This window comes from Salinithrix halophila (assembly GCF_042650125.1).
Lineage (GTDB): Bacteria > Bacillota > Bacilli > Thermoactinomycetales > DSM-45169 > Salinithrix > Salinithrix halophila.
Genome location: NZ_JBHSAP010000018.1, coordinates 418687 through 436060, shown reverse-complemented (window position 1 = coordinate 436060; position 17374 = coordinate 418687). Strand labels below are relative to the sequence as shown.

The 17374-nt window shown below is 52.4% G+C and carries 20 protein-coding genes and 2 riboswitches; all 20 genes read left to right on the top strand.

The features are described from left to right. Positions 1-46 precede the first annotated feature (46 nt). The 20 genes from ACFOUO_RS15195 (at position 47) to ACFOUO_RS15100 (ending at position 16967) form a co-directional block, all read left to right on the top strand. Complete coding sequence (locus tag ACFOUO_RS15195) at positions 47-289, top strand: DUF4227 family protein (RefSeq protein ID WP_380705992.1); 243 nt, start codon at positions 47-49, stop codon at positions 287-289. An 81-nt stretch (positions 290-370) separates the two neighbouring features. Then, positions 371-1558 (top strand): phosphopentomutase, encoded by a 1188-nt coding sequence (locus tag ACFOUO_RS15190; RefSeq protein WP_380705991.1) that lies wholly within the window; start codon positions 371-373, stop codon positions 1556-1558. A 14-nt stretch (positions 1559-1572) separates the two neighbouring features. After that, positions 1573-2403, top strand: a complete 831-nt coding sequence (locus tag ACFOUO_RS15185) for a purine-nucleoside phosphorylase (protein WP_380705990.1) — start codon at positions 1573-1575, stop codon at positions 2401-2403. A gap of 50 nt (positions 2404-2453) precedes the next feature. Beyond that, positions 2454-3287 (top strand): purine-nucleoside phosphorylase, encoded by an 834-nt coding sequence (locus ACFOUO_RS15180; protein WP_380705989.1) that lies wholly within the window; start codon positions 2454-2456, stop codon positions 3285-3287. Next, complete coding sequence (locus ACFOUO_RS15175; protein ID WP_380705988.1) at positions 3287-4615, top strand: pyrimidine-nucleoside phosphorylase; 1329 nt, start codon at positions 3287-3289, stop codon at positions 4613-4615. The genes ACFOUO_RS15180 and ACFOUO_RS15175 overlap by 1 nt, the downstream gene beginning before the upstream one ends. Before the next feature lie 24 nt (positions 4616-4639). Further along, positions 4640-4870, top strand: a complete 231-nt coding sequence (locus ACFOUO_RS15170) for a hypothetical protein (RefSeq protein WP_380705987.1) — start codon at positions 4640-4642, stop codon at positions 4868-4870. A gap of 188 nt (positions 4871-5058) precedes the next feature. Continuing rightward, entirely contained in the window at positions 5059-6261 is a 1203-nt protein-coding gene (locus tag ACFOUO_RS15165; RefSeq protein ID WP_380705986.1) for a D-alanyl-D-alanine carboxypeptidase family protein, read from the top strand. Positions 6262-6394: 133 nt separating this feature from the next. After that, positions 6395-6748, top strand: coding sequence for an anti-sigma F factor antagonist (spoIIAA, locus tag ACFOUO_RS15160; protein ID WP_380705985.1), 354 nt, complete (start codon positions 6395-6397; stop codon positions 6746-6748). Further along, positions 6745-7200: an anti-sigma F factor gene (spoIIAB, locus tag ACFOUO_RS15155; protein WP_380705984.1), complete on the top strand. Its 456-nt coding sequence runs from the start codon at positions 6745-6747 to the stop codon at positions 7198-7200. Before spoIIAA ends, spoIIAB begins: the two co-directional genes overlap by 4 nt. Positions 7201-7210: 10 nt before the next feature. After that, positions 7211-7975: an RNA polymerase sporulation sigma factor SigF gene (gene sigF / locus ACFOUO_RS15150; RefSeq protein WP_380705983.1), complete on the top strand. Its 765-nt coding sequence runs from the start codon at positions 7211-7213 to the stop codon at positions 7973-7975. A gap of 345 nt (positions 7976-8320) precedes the next feature. Continuing rightward, positions 8321-8947: a stage V sporulation protein AA gene (locus ACFOUO_RS15145; RefSeq protein ID WP_380705982.1), complete on the top strand. Its 627-nt coding sequence runs from the start codon at positions 8321-8323 to the stop codon at positions 8945-8947. Further along, complete coding sequence (locus tag ACFOUO_RS15140) at positions 8934-9356, top strand: stage V sporulation protein AB (protein WP_380705981.1); 423 nt, start codon at positions 8934-8936, stop codon at positions 9354-9356. Before ACFOUO_RS15145 ends, ACFOUO_RS15140 begins: the two co-directional genes overlap by 14 nt. A gap of 36 nt (positions 9357-9392) precedes the next feature. Further along, entirely contained in the window at positions 9393-9746 is a 354-nt protein-coding gene (gene spoVAE / locus ACFOUO_RS15135) for a stage V sporulation protein AE (protein ID WP_380705980.1), read from the top strand. A gap of 6 nt (positions 9747-9752) precedes the next feature. Continuing rightward, positions 9753-10334: a stage V sporulation protein AE gene (locus ACFOUO_RS15130; protein WP_380705979.1), complete on the top strand. Its 582-nt coding sequence runs from the start codon at positions 9753-9755 to the stop codon at positions 10332-10334. Positions 10335-10432: 98 nt separating this feature from the next. Beyond that, a riboswitch (Lysine riboswitch) is annotated at positions 10433-10600 on the top strand. 76 nt (positions 10601-10676) lie between these two features. After that, positions 10677-12005 (top strand): diaminopimelate decarboxylase, encoded by a 1329-nt coding sequence (gene lysA / locus ACFOUO_RS15125; RefSeq protein ID WP_380705978.1) that lies wholly within the window; start codon positions 10677-10679, stop codon positions 12003-12005. 166 nt (positions 12006-12171) lie between these two features. Continuing rightward, positions 12172-12840, top strand: a complete 669-nt coding sequence (locus ACFOUO_RS15120; RefSeq protein WP_380705977.1) for a TetR/AcrR family transcriptional regulator — start codon at positions 12172-12174, stop codon at positions 12838-12840. Further along, positions 12824-13711, top strand: coding sequence for an ABC transporter ATP-binding protein (locus tag ACFOUO_RS15115; protein ID WP_380705976.1), 888 nt, complete (start codon positions 12824-12826; stop codon positions 13709-13711). Before ACFOUO_RS15120 ends, ACFOUO_RS15115 begins: the two co-directional genes overlap by 17 nt. Then, positions 13708-14505 (top strand): ABC transporter permease subunit, encoded by a 798-nt coding sequence (locus ACFOUO_RS15110; protein WP_380705975.1) that lies wholly within the window; start codon positions 13708-13710, stop codon positions 14503-14505. Before ACFOUO_RS15115 ends, ACFOUO_RS15110 begins: the two co-directional genes overlap by 4 nt. Positions 14506-14766: 261 nt before the next feature. Continuing rightward, positions 14767-15855, top strand: coding sequence for a murein hydrolase activator EnvC family protein (locus ACFOUO_RS15105; protein ID WP_380705974.1), 1089 nt, complete (start codon positions 14767-14769; stop codon positions 15853-15855). Between the two features lie 146 nt (positions 15856-16001). After that, on the top strand, positions 16002-16967 hold the full coding sequence (locus ACFOUO_RS15100) for a COX15/CtaA family protein (protein WP_380705973.1): 966 nt from the start codon (positions 16002-16004) through the stop codon (positions 16965-16967). A 78-nt stretch (positions 16968-17045) separates the two neighbouring features. Continuing rightward, positions 17046-17189, top strand: a riboswitch (FMN riboswitch). Positions 17190-17374: the final 185 nt, after the last annotated feature.

Here is a 17374-nt window from a genome sequence, read left to right as displayed (position 1 = left end):
CCTTTCCATAGGATGATAAGAAAATCCGCAGGAGAGGACAGGTTTTATGGTGATCTCGTTGAAACGGCTGGCGGGCTGGGCGAAATTTCTTACCGCTTTTCTGGTGTTGACCCTCATCCTGTATCAGGGGATTGCTCTCTTCTCTCAATGGATACAACCCTCCCACCGATACGGAGAACCTAGAGGCGGGGCGGTCAAAGTATTCGCCCCTTACGGGAAACCGGAAGTGAGAGTGGAGGAAATCAGCCTGACGGACCGCCTGCGCCTGTTTTATTGGCTGGGTGAATGAGAACTGACCGCTGAGGGAAGCCCTTAAGCGGCCTTTTTTATGAAGCGTTTTTGTTGTATCCTGACGGATGAGGTGAATTGAATGAAATCCTTTGAACGGATCGCATTAATTGTACTAGACAGTGTCGGAATCGGTGCACTTCCCGACGCAGAAGCATTTGGTGATAAGGGTGTCCACACCCTAGGCCATATCGCTGAGGTGCGCGGGCTTTCCCTGCCCAATTTGTCTGCCCTCGGCCTTTCCAATATCGAGCCGATCCCGGGCAATCCAGCCGCGAAATCCCCGCGTGCCCATTATGGTAAGATGGCAGAGGTATCCGCCGGCAAGGATACAACCACAGGGCATTGGGAATTGATGGGGGTTCATACGCAAAAACCTTTTAAAACGTATCCCAACGGTTTTCCCAAGGAGTTACTCGACGCTTTTTCCCAACGCATTGGCCGGGGTGTGCTGGGTAACAAACCTGCCTCAGGAACGGCGATTATCGATGAGTTGGGCGAAAAACATATGGAAACCGGGGATGTGATCGTTTATACTTCTGCCGACAGTGTGTTCCAGATCGCTGCTCACGAAGATGTGGTCCCATTGGATGAACTGTACCGCATCTGCGAAACAGCTAGGGAGTTAACCCTTGATGACCGCTTCGCCGTTGTCCGTGTGATTGCTCGTCCTTTTATCGGCAGGCCGGGTCAATTTGAGCGTACCGCCAACCGACGGGATTACTCTGTGGTCCCGCCCCATGAAACCGTGATGGATCAACTGGCGGAAGCAAAGCTCGATTCGATCGGAATCGGCAAGATTTCGGACATTTACGCTGGACGGGGGGTTACCCGTTCTGTGAAGACGACGGACAATATGGACGGGGTGGATCGGCTGCTTCAGGTACTGAAGGAGGATTATCGGGGCCTCGCTTTTATCAACTTGGTCGATTTCGATTCCAAATATGGACATCGGCGAGACCCGGAAGGGTACGGTCGAGCCCTTGAGGATTTTGACCGGCGTTTGCCGGATATCTTGGAAACCGTCAGGGAACGAGATCTCTTGATCGTCACCGCTGATCATGGCAATGATCCAACTTACAAAGGGACGGATCACACCCGGGAATATGTGCCGCTTTTTGTTTGGAGCCCTTCCCTATCTGAAGAGGGGGTTTCCCTCGGAATCCGCGAAACGTTTTCCGATGTGGGGGCCACGATCGCTGATAATTTCGGCCTGAATGCACCAAGACATGGGACGAGCTTTTTGCCGGACTTAAAAATGAAACAATGAGGGGAGAAAAAAAGATGGAATCTGTTGTAGAGAAAACCCGCCTGGCTGTAGAGGTCATTCGAAAACAAAGCAAGACCCGCCCGCGGATTGGCCTGGTGCTGGGTTCTGGATTGGGCGTGCTGGCAGAGGAAATTGTCAATCCCGATATTATCCCGTATGGAGAGATCCCTCACTTTCCAGTTTCTACTGTGGAAGGCCACGCTGGTCAACTGGTGATCGGTGAATTGGAAGGGCAACCCGTTGTGGCTATGCAGGGGCGCTTTCATTATTACGAAGGATACAGCATGGCCGAGGTTACCTTCCCGATTCGGGTGATGAAAGAGTTGGGGGTGGAGGCCCTCGTTGTCACCAATGCGGCGGGTGGTATCAACACCCAATTGAAAGCCGGGGATCTGATGTTGATCCGTGATCACATCAACTTCCAGTTCGACAACCCTCTCATGGGGCCCAACCAGCCGGAATGGGGTGTTCGGTTTCCCGACATGTCGGAAGCTTATGATACGGGATACGCTCAATTGGCTAAACGGGTAGCAGAAGCCGACGGGGCCCCTCTGAAGGAGGGTGTCTACATCGGCTTGTCTGGCCCCACCTATGAGACTCCAGCTGAAATCCGGATGTTCCGTACACTGGGAGCGGATGCCGTCGGTATGTCCACCGTGCCTGAGGTGACCGTCGCCCGGCACGCTGGTATCCGTGTTCTAGGTATCTCCTGTATTTCCAATATGGCGGCGGGTATCCTGCCCCAACCTCTTTCCCATGATGAAGTGATGGAGACGGCGGAAGAAGTGAAACCCCGTTTCATCAAGCTGGTGAAAGGGATTGTCAAGGACATCCTCTCCATCTAAAACAAAGGAATTAATTGGTATTCATCATCGAATAAGGGAGATGTCATCGGATGGCAAAGGTAACAACTTACGAACAGATTGAAGAAGCCAAAGAATGGATTCGCCAAAAGTCCGCTCATGTACCGGAAATCGGGCTCATCCTAGGATCCGGTCTCGGGGATTTGGCTAACGATATACAGGATGCAGACGTGATCTCCTATTCCGATATTCCTCACTTTCCCGTATCGACTGTGGAAGGCCATGCCGGTCAACTGGTGATCGGACGCCTATCAGGCAAAATCGTGGTCGCTATGCAGGGTCGGTTTCACTTTTATGAGGGGTATGATCAACAGGAAGTCGTGTTTCCCGTCTATGTCATGAAAGCCCTTGGGGTAAAAACATTGATTGCTACGAACGCCTGCGGGGGCATGAATGCCGATTTCCGGGCCGGGGATCTGATGCTGATCGAGGACCATCTCAATATGACCGGGGCCAATCCCCTGATCGGTCCTAACGATTCCCGTCTTGGCGTCCGGTTCCCGGACATGTCGGAAGCTTACGACCGGGAACTGATCACGCTCGCACACCGAGTGGCGGAAGAACAAGGAATCCAGCTTCGGCAGGGGGTATACGCCGGTATCAGCGGACCGGCTTATTTGACCCCTGCGGAATTGATCATGTTGCGCAAACTCGGCGGGGACACGATCGGGATGTCAACGGTTCCCGAGGTGATTGCTGCCCGCCATGCTGGGATTCGCGTGCTGGGAATCTCCTGCATTACCGACATGGCTATCGGGGAAGAATTGGAACCGCTAACACACGAGCAAGTGGTGGAGGTGGCCAATCGGACTCGCCCCCGGTTTATCCAGTTGGTTAAAGGCATTTTGGCTGAGGTGAAGCCCTAATGCAAATGGTGGAGATCATCCAGAAAAAACGGGATGGAAAGGAGCTTTCCACTGAAGAGCTTCAGTACCTCGTTCAGGGTTATGCCAAAGGAAAGATCCCTGATTATCAGGTTTCTGCCTGGGCGATGGCAGTGTTCTTCCGCGGTATGAGTCCACAAGAGACGGCGGATCTGACCATGGAGATGGTTCGCTCTGGGGAGGAAGTGGATCTGTCTTCCATCCGGGGAATAAAAGTCGACAAGCACAGCACCGGTGGGGTGGGGGATACCACAACCCTGGTGCTGGGGCCTCTTGTGGCGGCGGCTGGGGTACCGGTTGCCAAACTTTCCGGGCGAGGCCTCGGCCATACGGGCGGGACGATCGACAAATTGGAGTCTTTTGCTGGATTTTCTACCTCTTTGACCACCGGGGAATTCGTTTCCCAAGTGAATGACCTGGGAGTGGCCGTCATGGGGCAGACGGGCGACCTCACTCCGGCGGATAAACAGCTTTACGGTTTGAGGGATGTGACGGCGACAGTGGACTCCATCCCGCTTATCGCCAGCTCTATTATGAGTAAAAAGATTGCCGCTGGTGCTGATGCGATCGTTCTCGACGTCAAAACGGGCAAGGGAGCCTTTATGAAAGAAGAAGAGAAGGCTGTAGAACTGGCCCAGGCGATGGTGGCGATCGGTTCCCGAGTCGGTCGGCAGACAGTCGCGGTAATCAGCGATATGGAGCAGCCCCTCGGTTTGGCTGTCGGCAATGCCCTGGAAGTGAAGGAAGCCATCGATACTCTGAAGGGGCAGGGCCCTAAAGACCTGACAGAGCTCTGCCTTACCCTAGGGACTCATATGGTGGTTCTCGGTGGTGGAGCGGATTCCCCCGAGGAGGCTCGCCGGCTTCTGGAGGAGAAAATTTCAGACGGTACCGCCCTTGCCAAGTTTCGCAGCTTTATCGAAGCCCAGGGAGGAGACGGTCGTGCCGTAGAGAACCCGGATGCCTATCTTCCGAAGGCAGAGCATATCGTGGAGGTGCAAGCGGATCGCTCTGGTACCCTGGCTACCCTTGAGGCTGGAGAGATCGGTCTCTGCGCTATGCAGTTGGGCGCTGGTCGGGAGACGAAAGATGCCCCGATTGACCACGCCGTCGGCCTCGTCCTGCGGAAAAAAGCGGGGGATCATGTGAAAACGGGGGATGTTCTCGCTGTCCTCCATGCCAATGATCCAACAAAGGCCCAAAGGGTGAAGGAGCGTTTCCTGCAGGCGATCACGATTACTGAAACTCCCGTCGAACCTCCTCGACTCATCCGGGCGTTTGTGACAGAAACCGGAGTGGAGAAGCTTTGAAAAGCGGTCGCTCTCCTTGCGAAGATGCATGAGTCCATCGCCAATCAGAGAAAAGACACGGCTTACAAGATCAGTCGGTATCTCGTTGATCATTATGATCTCATCGCTTTTGAAGATTTCAACATCAAACGGATAGTCAAAAACCACCACCTGGCCAAAAGCATGGTGGACGCTGGATGGGATCAACTTGTGCGGTTCACGACTTACAAAGCAGCGTACGCTGGTTGCTTTCGTGGAGAAGACGATATCGGTTAATTCAATGAAACAAGAAGCGCACCATTTCAATGGTGAGTAGTTCACAGAATGAGCATACACTCCTTCATTCAGCCGGTATTCCGGCTGTTTTTTTTGTTTCATGCGTACTTAAAAAAAGGATTCCTCCATTGGAATAATCCTCCTGGGCGTCGTTCACACTAGGGGTACGAAGATTGGAGGGAAGCGGTATGCGATCTCGAGTCTGTGTAGGAACGCTCTTGTTCTGCTTCTGTTTTACCCTGCTCCTTCCCCGGTCCGCCTGGGCTGCGGAGGTGACAGAAGGGGGGCTGGCCCCGACGGCCAAGTCGGCGATTCTGGTCGATTCGGATACGGGGACGGTTTTATATGAAAAAAACAGTCGGGCGAAGCTGGCTCCGGCAAGTATTACCAAAATCATGACGATGCTGCTTTTGATGGAGGCGTTGGATTCACAGAAAATTTCCTATGAGGACACCGTCCGTATCAGTGAACATGCGGCTTCTATGGGAGGATCACAAATTTATCTAGAACCCGGAGAAAAGATGAAGCTACGGGATCTCTTGAAAGGAGTGGCGGTGGGTAGTGCTAACGATGCCTCGGTCGCCTTGGCGGAGCATATCGCAGGAACCGAGGAAGCCTTCGTAGAAATGATGAACAAACGGGCGCAGGAGCTGGGGATGACGGAAACGCGGTTCCAAAATCCCAACGGTCTACCTGCATCGGATCACTACAGCAGCGCTCGGGACATTGCCGTTATGTCGCGGGAGTTAATGAAACACCCCGAGATCACCCAATACACACGTATCTACGAAGATTACCTGCGGAAGGATTCTAAAAAACCCTTCTGGCTTGTCAATACCAATCGGCTGGTGAAATTTTATCAGGGATTGGACGGGCTCAAGACCGGGTTTACCGCTGAGGCCAAGTACTGCTTGTCTGCGACGGCGAAGCGAGGGAATTTCAGAGTGATCGCTGTTGTGATGGGGGAGCCCGATGTCAAAGCCCGCAACCGGGAAATCTCTCGCATGTTGGATTATGCTTTCACTCAGTTTACCAATCATGTTGTCTATAAGCAGGGGGATCGGATTGATCAGCTGACGGTGGACAAAGGAATGAAAAACCGGATTCAAATCCGTGCGCCCCGCCAGTTCAGCCTGTTGATTCGAAAAGGGGACGATCCTTCGCAATACACCCGGCGAGTGGTGTGGGCGAAACTGTCGGCACCGGTGAAAAAAGGGCAGGTGCTAGGGCGAATCTTGGTGGAGAAAGAGGGCAAGGAACTGGCCCGAATGGATTTAACGGCAGCCCGAGATATTCCAAGGGCAGACTGGTGGACCCTTACCAAACGAACCATGAAAAAGATGCTTTTCCTCCCTGAGGACGCAGAACCCTCGGAAGAAAATGCATCCTGATGTTTGACAAATCGGGAAGTCCCTCGCGGGGCTTCCCGATTTTTTGGTTCTTTTGTCAACGAGAAGGAACCTCCAGTCCGTCCGTAGAAACCATTAGGACGAACCTACCGATGCCTGAGGGGTGACAAAAGAAATGAGCCTGTATGTCGATGTGTCTCGCCGAAGAAATGTTCTCATCGTCCGTCTGTCCGGCGAATTGGATCACCACACTGCCTCTGACGTTCGTAAACAGATGGAGGAGGAATTGTCGAAAGGGATCGATACGAACCTGGTCCTCAACCTATCCGAACTTTCGTTCATGGACAGTTCAGGATTGGGCGTCATCCTGGGTAGATATCGACAGGTTTCCCAGTTAGGCGGTCGGATGGGGGTTTGCTCGGTACAGCCTTCCATCCGACGCCTCTTCGAACTTTCCGGGATGTTTAAAATTCTCTCTTTTTATGAGGATGAGGATGCGGCGATCCGTGCTTGCGGGGTGGCATCATGAACGGGGTACATAAGAACTTCATGGAGCTGACCTTTGCCAGCCGCTCGGAAAACGAATCGTTTGCCAGGGTGGCGGTGGCCTCTTTTATTTCTCAGTTGGACCCAACAATGGAAGAGCTGACAGACATCAAGACCGTCGTATCGGAAGCGGTGACCAATGCCGTCATTCACGGGTATGAAGAGCGGACAGATGGAATCATCACCATCCGCACGGAGATTGAAGGGCAAAAGGTCTCCATTGAAATTAGTGACAGAGGGCTTGGCATCGACGACGTAGAGGAAGCCCGACAACCTTTGTACACGTCCAAGCCGGAATTGGAGCGTTCCGGGATGGGTTTTACCATCATGGAGAACTTCATGGATGAAGTGGAGATTGTAAGCCAAGCAGGAAAAGGCACACGGGTCCGACTAGTCAAGGTTCTCAAAACCCACCAACATACGATTCGTAACTGAGGTGGCGGCTATGGACTCCGATGTACGAAACTCCCGCCACCCTCATCTGTCCGACAAAGAGGTTAAGAAGTTAATCCGAATGAGTCAAAAGGGTGACCACACTGCAAGAGATCGGCTTGTTCAGCATAATATCCGACTGGTCTGGTCTGTGGTTCAACGTTTTCTCAATCGCGGGTATGAAGCAGAGGACCTTTTCCAGATCGGTTGTATCGGTCTCCTGAAAGCAGTGGACAAGTTTGATCTCAGTTATGAGGTGAAATTTTCCACCTATGCTGTTCCGATGATCATCGGTGAAATCCAACGCTTTTTACGTGACGACGGGATGGTAAAGGTGAGCCGATCACTCAAAGAGCTATCCAACCGGGTTCGAAAGTCGAAAGACGAGCTGACGAAAAAACTGGGCCGCTCCCCATCTGTCCACGAACTGGCCGAGGAGATGGGGGTGACCGCGGAGGAAATCGTCTTTGCCCAGGAAGCCAATCGGGCTCCTACCTCCATCCATGAGACCGTTTATGAAAACGATGGCGACCCCATCACCCTGATGGATCAGATTGCTGATGAATCGGAGGAATCCTGGTTCGATAAGATCGCCCTCAAAGAAGCGATCAACCGATTGAATGAGCGGGAAAGGCTGATCGTTTACTTGCGTTTTTTCAAGGATCAGACACAATCAGAGGTGGCGGATCGACTTGGTATTTCCCAGGTTCAAGTCTCCCGGTTGGAAAAAAAGATCATTCGGCGTATTCGCGATGAGATCGACGACGGGACTGCTTAGTGAAAAGAAGGCATCTCCTTCAGGGAGTGCGAAGCTACTGACAAACCGGACGGGGACGCGAGGCCGGATTTCCGACTCCGCGCCCGATGTTCCTCCCGCAGATGTGGGGACTGTCCGCTCCGTGCCCTCCGGCTCCAACCAGCGGCCAAAGGAAAAGCGGGTGTGGCCGCAAAACGGTTGGAGCCTCCGGACACTCCGCTAGGTGGTCGGTCCAACAGGCGCATCGCTGGAAACCGGCCTACGGAAAGACTTTGTCAATAATCTGGCACTCTCCTTCAGGGGGTGCTTTTTTGTATGGGAAGAGGCAGAGGACGCACATACTAAACCCGTCAGGGGGAGTGTGCCGTGGCTTCAAAGAGGATCTATGTTCAGATGCGAAAACGGGTCCATGCCAGCCCCGGCCAGGTTTTACGGGTGAAGGATGTTGCTCGGCTTCTGGCGGAGGGAGAGGAAGAGTCCCTAGAGAATCTTCCGGTCTTTCGTTTCGGAAGGGATCAGGGAAGTCTTGCAGTTGTGGAGTTGATGGATGTGCTTGAGGTGATTCGCCGGAGGAATGGGAGTTTGGACATCGAAAGTGTGGGGTTGTCCCATACCATCGTGGAACTGAAAAGCCGCCCGAAGGTACCAGCAGCCTTCTCTGTCGCCTTGGTCTGGCTCATCCTGTTTGTCGGATCAGGGCTGGCGATTATGAACTTTCATACCGATGTCAGCATGAAGGATGTCCATGAGCGCATTTATTACCTGATGACAGGGGTGAGAAACTCAAGCCCTCTCATCCTGCAAATTCCCTATTCTATTGGCATTGGCCTTGGCATGATCCTCTTTTTCAATCACCTGTTCAAGCGAAAATTTAACGATGAGCCCAGCCCGTTGGAACTGGAGGTTTTTCTATACCAGGAAAATCTAGACCAGTATGTCATCGACCATGAGAAGGCAAAACAGCGACGGGAGGATCCCTATGGTCCTGAATAATGCCATCCTTGCATTCGTTGGTCTCGCTGGTGGTCTGGCTGTCGGCAGCGGTTTTGTCGCCTTTCTCACGGTTCTAGATCTCATCCCCCGCCTGACGGTGATGAGTCGTACGAAGAGGTTTGTCTATCTTTACGAATACGCCCTTATTCTAGGGGCGATTTTCTCCACCTGGGTGGATTTTCGGGGATGGGTCGGTTTCCTGCCTGTGATCAGCACAGTCCCTCTCGGGTTGATAGGCGGGTGCTTTATTGGTCTCTTGGCGGCAGCTTTGACGGAAGTACTCAACGTGTTGCCGATTTTAGCCAAGCGAATTCGGTTCCAAGGTTATATCCTGTACCTGTTGATGGCAATGGTCTTTGGCAAGGTGGCTGGCTCTCTATTTCAGTGGCTCGTACTATCTTCGCATTAAACTATCCACATTTCTGTTTGAAGGAGGAAGCTTACTATGGGTTCTATCTGGACTGCTTTTCTTGTCGGAGGTCTGATCTGTGTCATCGGGCAATTGCTTATGGATTTGACTCCCCTCACGCCTGCCCACATTTTGAGCACCTTCGTGGTGGTCGGTGCCGTCTTGGCGGGGTTCGGTTTGTACGAACCGTTAATCAAATTTGCCGGGGCGGGGGCTTCGGTTCCTATTACCAGTTTCGGGAATTCCCTGGTTAACGGAGCTCTAGAGGAGTCGAGGGAACACGGCTTGATCGGTGTTTTGTCGGGGATTTTCCAGGTTACTAGTGCAGGTATCTCGGCAGCCATTATCTTTGGCTTCTTCACCGCCTTGATTTTCCGCCCGAAGGGATGATGATTCGTGACAAAGCGGCAAGTGATCTTGATCACGGATGGGGATCGGGTCGCACAGGAGACGGTGGAAGCAGTGGCGAGGCGAATTGGGGGACGTTGTATCTCCGCCTCAGCCGGCAATCCAACGCCGCTGACAGGGCCAGAATTGGTGGAATTGATCCGGTCGGCTGCTTACGATCCTGTGTTGATCATGTTTGATGACTGCGGATCCCGTTGGAAGGGCAAAGGGGAAAAAGCGCTTGAATACGTCGTCAGCCACCCGGAAGTCGATGTTCTCGGGGTGGTGGCGGTGGCCTCTAACTGCCCGGAGGTGGCCGGGGTGTCAGTTCATGTTGCCTTAGACCGGGAAGGCCGGATCGTACAACATGGCGTAGACAAGGAGGGTGTGGAACTGCCGGAGGGCCCTCTGCGCATCTACGGGGATACAGTGGATGTCTTGAATCGATTCCGTTTTCCGCTCGTAGTCGGAATTGGTGATGTAGGGAAAATGGCCCATCATGATGATCGTTTATGGGGGGCACCGGTAACGACCAAGGCCGTCCATCTGATCATGGAAAAAAGTGGCCTGGACATTCCTGTTCCCCATTGAAAAAATCAGCCTTTTGTCTCTTGGCATGCTGTCGGGATTGTGGTATCCTCCAAGGTAATTAGTTTATCGGAACAACCTATTCAAGCTAATCAAAGCTCTGATTGTGTAGAGGCGCAGGTTGCATCAGTACCTTTTTGGAGAAAGGCATCGATGAAAAAAAGGGAAAGGGTTGCCTGCCGAAGTACAGTGGATGCCGAAGCCGCTGTACTGGTCTCCTGCTAAACAAGCAGGGGACTGCCGCAGCTTTGCGGAGAGCTACCATCAGGAGGACTGCGTTCTAGGCAACAGACGTATTCGTCCGTTGCTTTTTTCTTTTCAAAGAGACGGAGAGGAGACCCATCCATGCACTTACACGGAACCAGCCGGATCAATGGGCAGGGACATCTGGAAATTGGAGGATGCGATACCGTCGAGCTCGCGGCGCGGTATGGCACCCCCCTTTATATTGTGGACGAAGCGCTGATCCGGGAACGAATGCGCCAATTCATCGCCGCTTTCCGTCATACGGGATTGCCCTTCCAGGTGGCTTACGCAAGTAAAGCCTTCAGCACGCTGGCCATGTGCCGGGTGGTAGCGGAGGAAGGGCTTCGGCTGGATGTGGTTTCGGACGGGGAACTGTATACGGCCCTGAAAGCCGGATTCCCGCCGGAGCGGATTTATTTCCACGGGAACAACAAAACCCCCGAGGAATTGGAGATGGCTTTGGAAGCGGGAGTGGGACTTTTTGTTGTCGACAATTTCATTGAACTGGAACTGTTGGCCGGCCTAGCCGCAGACAAAGAAATGAAAGCCCAAATCCTGCTCCGTACAACCCCTGGAGTGGAGGCCCATACCCATAATTACATCCAGACCGGCCAAGAGGATTCCAAGTTTGGCTTCGACTACCAAAGCGGACAGGTGATGCGGGCAGCAGCAAAGGCTATTGCAGCAGAATCGTTGGAGCTCTTGGGTTTCCATTGCCATATCGGGAGTCAAATATTCGAAACAGACGGTTTTTCTCTTGCCATTGAAAAGATGGCTCAGCTATCCAGGGAATGCCGCTCCTCTCTCGGCCTTCAAACCCGGATCCTTAACTTGGGCGGAGGCTTTGGCATTCGCTACAGCGGAGAAGATCGGCCTCTGCCCGTCTCCGCCTATGTCGAAGCGATTGCCGCCGGTGTGCGGGCTGGGTTTGGGGAAGCGGGGGTACCGGAGATCTGGTTGGAGCCGGGTCGCAGTATTGTTGGAGAAGCGGGTACGACCCTATACACGGTCGGTACGATGAAAGAAGTGGCGGGGGTACGCAAGTATATCGCCGTCGATGGAGGGATGAATGACAACCCCCGAACGGCTCTCTACCAGGCTGCTTATGAGGCCATGCTTGCCAACCGTGCTAAAGAGGAAATGCAAGAGACCGTTTCCGTTGCCGGCAAACTTTGTGAAAGCGGGGATATGCTAATCTGGGACGCCGTTCTCCCTCAGGTGAAAACAGGGGATCTCCTAGCCGTCAGCTGCACCGGTGCCTACAATTATTCCATGGCCAACAATTACAACCGGGTGCGCCGTCCCGCCGTCGTTTTCGTCCGTGACGGTGAGTCTTCCTTGGTGGTTCGCCGGGAAAGCCTGGATGACCTTATCCGAAATGACTGCCTGCCGGAACGGGTGCCAACGGCTGAACCGGCTCAGGGGTAAAGAGACGATGAGGGACTTGCCCACGCCTCTTCGATTGAAAATCGAGAAATGACTGACCTCGTCTTTGTTAAAAAAGGCGGGGTTTTTTTAAATGATTTATTGACCAATCGGTCGATAATGGCGTATTATGGAATTGACCGATTGGTCAATTCCGGGAGGGGATGTTATGAGAAGAGAAAAACCAGAAATGCCGCAAGAGAAGCGGCGTGCGGTACTGGATGCGGCTGTACGGGAATTCGCGGATAGAGGCTATGAAAAGGGATCTACCAACCGAATCATCCAAGAGTCGGGGATTTCCAAAGGGTTGCTTTTCCATTATTTTGGGACCAAAAAAAATCTCTTTCTGGCTGCGCTCGACGACTGCCTCGATTTCTCCATCCGTTACTATTATGAACATTTACCCGAACTCTCTTCCGACCTGTCTGAACGTCTTCTTCAAGCCAACCGTGTAAAATTTCGCATGTTCCATGAACACCCGGACCGGTCCCGATTCCTGATGGCTGCTTTCGTTGATCCGACTCGGGAGATCCGCCGGGAGTTGGAAGTTCGGCGGGAACGCCTTGGTCGTGAACACTGGGGCCGCTTTTTTGAAGGAATTGATTATTCCCGCTTTCGAGAAGATATTGACCCACAAAAAGGAATGGAATTGTTTGTAACCGTTTTAGAATCCATCGGGGAGAAATACCTGTCCCGTTTCAGTGGGGAAGGGGGGTTCAATCTGGAACAATTAAACCGTGTATTGGACGGTGTCATGAAGGAGATGGAAGAATATTTGAAGATTCTACGGTACGGGCTGTACCGGAAGGAGGAAAAGAACGATGCTCCAGCTGATTGAACTTACCAAAGAATACGGCAGCACACGGGCGGTGGAGAACCTTAGTTTGAAAGTCGGGGAGGGGGAAATCTTTGGCTTCCTAGGGCCCAATGGTGCAGGAAAATCAACGACGATCCATTGCCTGCTGGACTTTGTCCGGCCTACGTCGGGACGGACAGAGGTGATGGGCATGGACTGTCGGAGGCAGGGACGTCAGATCCGTCGCCGCATCGGCTATCTGTCCGGAGATGTCGCCCTGTATGAGGATATGACAGGGGATGAGGTGCTCGATTATTGCGGACGACTCAGCGGTGGGGTGGACCCCGCTTTTCAACGCCGGTTGACGGAGCGTTTCGAGATCGATCCAGCAGTTAAGCTGAAGGGATGCTCTAAGGGAATGCGACAAAAAATCGGATTGATTCAGGCCTTTATGCACGATCCGGAGTTGTTGATCCTGGATGAGCCGACCTCCGGTTTGGACCCCCGAATGCAACAAGCCTTTACCGATTTGATCTTGGAGGAGAAAAAACGGGGCAAAACCATTTTTATGTCTTCTCATATTCTATCGGAGGTAGAAAAGACCTGTGACAGAGTCGGGCTGATCCGGAGGGGGCGGCTGGTGCTTGTGAAGGAAGTTGGTGAGCTGAAGAAAAGTCGGCGCAAAGTGGTGGAGGCGATCTTTTCGGGCGAAGTCCCCATCGAGGAATTGACAGCAGTGGCCGTCGATGATTTAGAACAGCCGGAATCTTCTCGCGTTCGTTTTCATTATCAGGGAGATCTTCAGGCACTCCTGGCAGTTTTGAGCCGGTATCCTCTGGAGAACCTCCATGTGAGAGACGCGAGCTTGGAAGAAGTCTTTGCTGATTATTACGAAGGGAGGGAAGGTTTATGATGGCCATTTTTCGACGTAACTTGTGGGGATTAAGGCGGTCTTTTCTCATCTGGAGCGCTATCCTAGGGTTGATGACGGTGCTGAGGATCCCAGTATTTAACTCGATCAAAAACAATCCAGGGTTTAATGAGTTTTTAAAAACGATGCCGGACTATCTAAAAGCCATGATGGGGGACCAACTGGAAGCTGTGACTACGATTAACGGATTTCTTGCTTCCCAACACTTTCAGATCAGCTGGCTGCTTGTCGGGGGGCTGTTTGCCGCTGTGACGGGGAGCGGCCTCCTGGCACGGGAGGTGGATCGGGGGACCCTGGGATTGCTTCTTTCCCGCCCGGTGAGTCGCACTCAGGTGGTGGTGGCTAAATTCTTCGTTCTACCGGTGGTCTATCTTCTATTTGCGGGAGTCGGCCTTTTCTTTCTCTGGGGATCGCTCCTGACGGTGGAAGAAACCCCACGTTGGGAGGGGATCTGGATGAGTTTCTTGTATGGCTGGATGATGCTGATTGCTATCGGTAGTGTTTCGCTCCTGCTATCATCGGCCGCCTCCGACTCCCAGAAGGCATCCATGTCTGCCATCGGCTTGTTTTTAGGTAGTTATTTGCTGAACGGGATCGGAAGCCTTCAGGAGGGTGTGGAATTTCTACGTTGGTTTTCCTTTGCCCATTATTATAACAGCGCCGAACTTTTTGCGGGTCAAGGGGAGCCTGCCGATTCGGTATTTTTCCTGCTGATTTCAGCGATTTCCCTTCTGTCTGCGGTGATGGTTTTTAACCGGCGCAATTTCACCCTTTAATCCCTCCGAAAGATTTAGGTCGAAAGTATAGGGACCCGACCTTTCGAAGCCTTCCTTCGGAGGGTCTTTTGTGTTGGAGGCTCACCCTGTGTTGATGGGATGGACAACCTCTTGTATACTAATTGCGTTGGCATTTATCGATCATTTGTTGATGGAAGGGTGTGCGGCGGGACATCCTCGCTGGGAAAATCCGGGAGTGCTGTCCGGTATCGGCGGAGGTGACCCTTCTAGCCGACCGGCTGGGAGACTGAGGATGAAAGGGTGATCGACAACTTGGTGAAACCTTGGGAGGGGCGTTTGACACGTACGGTGACAGTGGCAGTAATCGCATTGAGTTTGATGCTCTCAATCTGGCCTGTAGAACAAGTCCAGGCCGACAAAAAAGATGAATTGAAAGACAAGCTGGACTCGATCGAGAAGAAAAAGGACGAAAAAGAGAAAAATCTCAAAGATTTGAAAGAAAAGGTAGAAGACCGTAAGAAAAAGCTGCGTGCCATCGAGGAAAAACTGGAAGATACCCGCGGAAAGACGAAAAAAGTAGAAAAAGAATTAAAGAAGGCTCAGAAAAACGTCGATAAATACGGGCAACAGTATAAAGAAAGTGTCCGAAATATGTATATGACCGGACAGATGAACAGCTTTCAATCCCTTTTGGCGGCTGATTCCTTCCACGAGTTTCTCGCTCGTTTCGAGTATCTGCGTCTGATCATTAAGAACGATTTCCGTATTGTGGAAAAATTCTATAAAGAGAAAGAAAAGGTGCAGAAAAAGCGGGATAAACTGGCTAAGTTGGAGAAAAAGCAGAAAAAGGAGGAGGCCAAGGCGAAAAAAGCCTATGATGCCTTGGTCAAGGAGATGGGGAAAAACAAGAGTGCCTTGGCCAGCCTGGATAAAGAGGAAGCACTGACGAAGAAAGATCTGGCAGAACTCAATCTCGAACATCTCAAGGCGGGTAATTTCGCTTACCAGGGCCCCCTTACCCGTCCGGTAAACGGCCCGGTTACTTCCGGTTATGGGTACCGAGGAAGTGAGTTCCACACAGGGATCGACTACGCTAATTCCATCGGGACGCCCATCCACGCTCCGGCCAACGGGAAAGTGGTCCGGGCCCAGAGCTGCGGTTGCGGGTACGGTTACTACATCATGATTGACCACGGTGGCGGCGTGTTCACCCTATTTGCCCATATGTGGGCGAACCAATCCCGGGTTTCGGTGGGCCAAGTCGTTCGTAAAGGACAGCAGATTGCGGCTGTTGGTAATAATGGTCGTTCGACGGGTCCTCACCTACATTTTGAGGTCCATAAAGGTTCACCCGGGAATTATACCAATCCGTTGAACTATATGCAGTAGACAACCCCCTTCCGCTTGTGCGGAGGGGGTTTATCCGTTGTTAAGTTTGGAGATATTGTGCCTAAACCTGCCGTCCGTACCGAGAATCCGAGGGTCTGTGGTAAGATGGTAAAGGATTGGACGGGTTGGAAAGGAGGCAGGCATCCATGAAAGGATTGTTACGTACTCTGGCAGTCCTCGCGACTGTCGGGAATTTTATCATTCTCATCCAGGGTGCCTTGGTTACCAAGACCGGTTCCGGGGACGGATGCGGAAACACTTGGCCTTTTTGTCACGGAGAGGTGTTTCCGACCTATCACACATTAACCCTGTGGATTGAGTATAGTCACCGGATCGTCTCTGGGCTGGTTGGCTTGCTGGTGGTGGCGCTGGCGGTGGGTTGCTGGCGGTTCTATCGCCATCATAAAAGGGTTCGGTTCTTTGCTTTTAGCAGCCTCTTCTTCATCGTCCTACAGGGTTTGTTGGGAGCTGCAGCGGTTGTCTGGAGCCAGTCCGAAGCGGTGATGGCCCTCCACTTCGGCCTTTCACTGATGTCTTTCGCTGCGGCAGCCCTGCTGACAGTGGTGATGTTCCAGCTGAAAAAGGCGGATGAAAAGGGTGATCGCAAGAAGATCAACTCCGGTGTGTCCCGTAAACTGAAAACCGCCATTTGGGGATTGGCTTTTTATACCTATGTTGTCGTTTATACCGGTGCCTTCGTCCGTCATACGGGTTCCAGCCTAGGTTGTTCAACCTGGCCCCTATGTGGAGATACCTGGGTTCCAGACTTGACCACTCAAGCTGGCATTCAGTGGATGCACCGTCTGTTTGCGGGTCTTTTATTCTTTTTGACTCTGTGGCTTTTTCTTTATGTAAGGAAGAGATATCCGGCACGCAAGGATCTATACCGGGGAAGTCTGATCGCTTTTCTTCTCACGCTCGCTCAGGTTTTTACCGGAGGGTTGATTGTCCTTACTAAACTGGAATTGACGATCGCTTTGATGCACACAACTTTGATCGCTGCTTTTTTTGCTGCGCTTTGTTATCTGGCCATGCAAGTGGGTGTACCGTGGCGCTCTGGGCCTCCGCTGACGAGAACCAGAGCCGGGGAGCTAACCCCGGGGAGTGAATAGACAATCAAATGGACAGGCTGGATGCGTTGACTTATAATAACCATAGATGACCATGGATGAATAAACCGTGGATCTCTGTCAATCCTTCGGGGCTGGGTGAAAATCCCGACCGGCGGTGATGGCGTCCCTCAGGGACGGCTCAGTCCGTGACCCGCTTGATGAGCGGTGGACCTGGTGAGAATCCGGGACCGACAGTGAGAGTCTGGATGGGAGAAGGATGAACAGGACAGATGTCGCCACACCATGAAATTCGTGATAACCCGGAGCGCAGGCGATTTTTCCTGTGCCGCCCGGACCGGTTGGGGTTTTTTGCCCCTTTTCTTTCCTATGGAAAGAAAAACTGGGCCCTGGGAAAAGGCGCCGTCTCCGTTATGCGGATTATAGTGGCCTCTTTCTTGTTTTTCGTA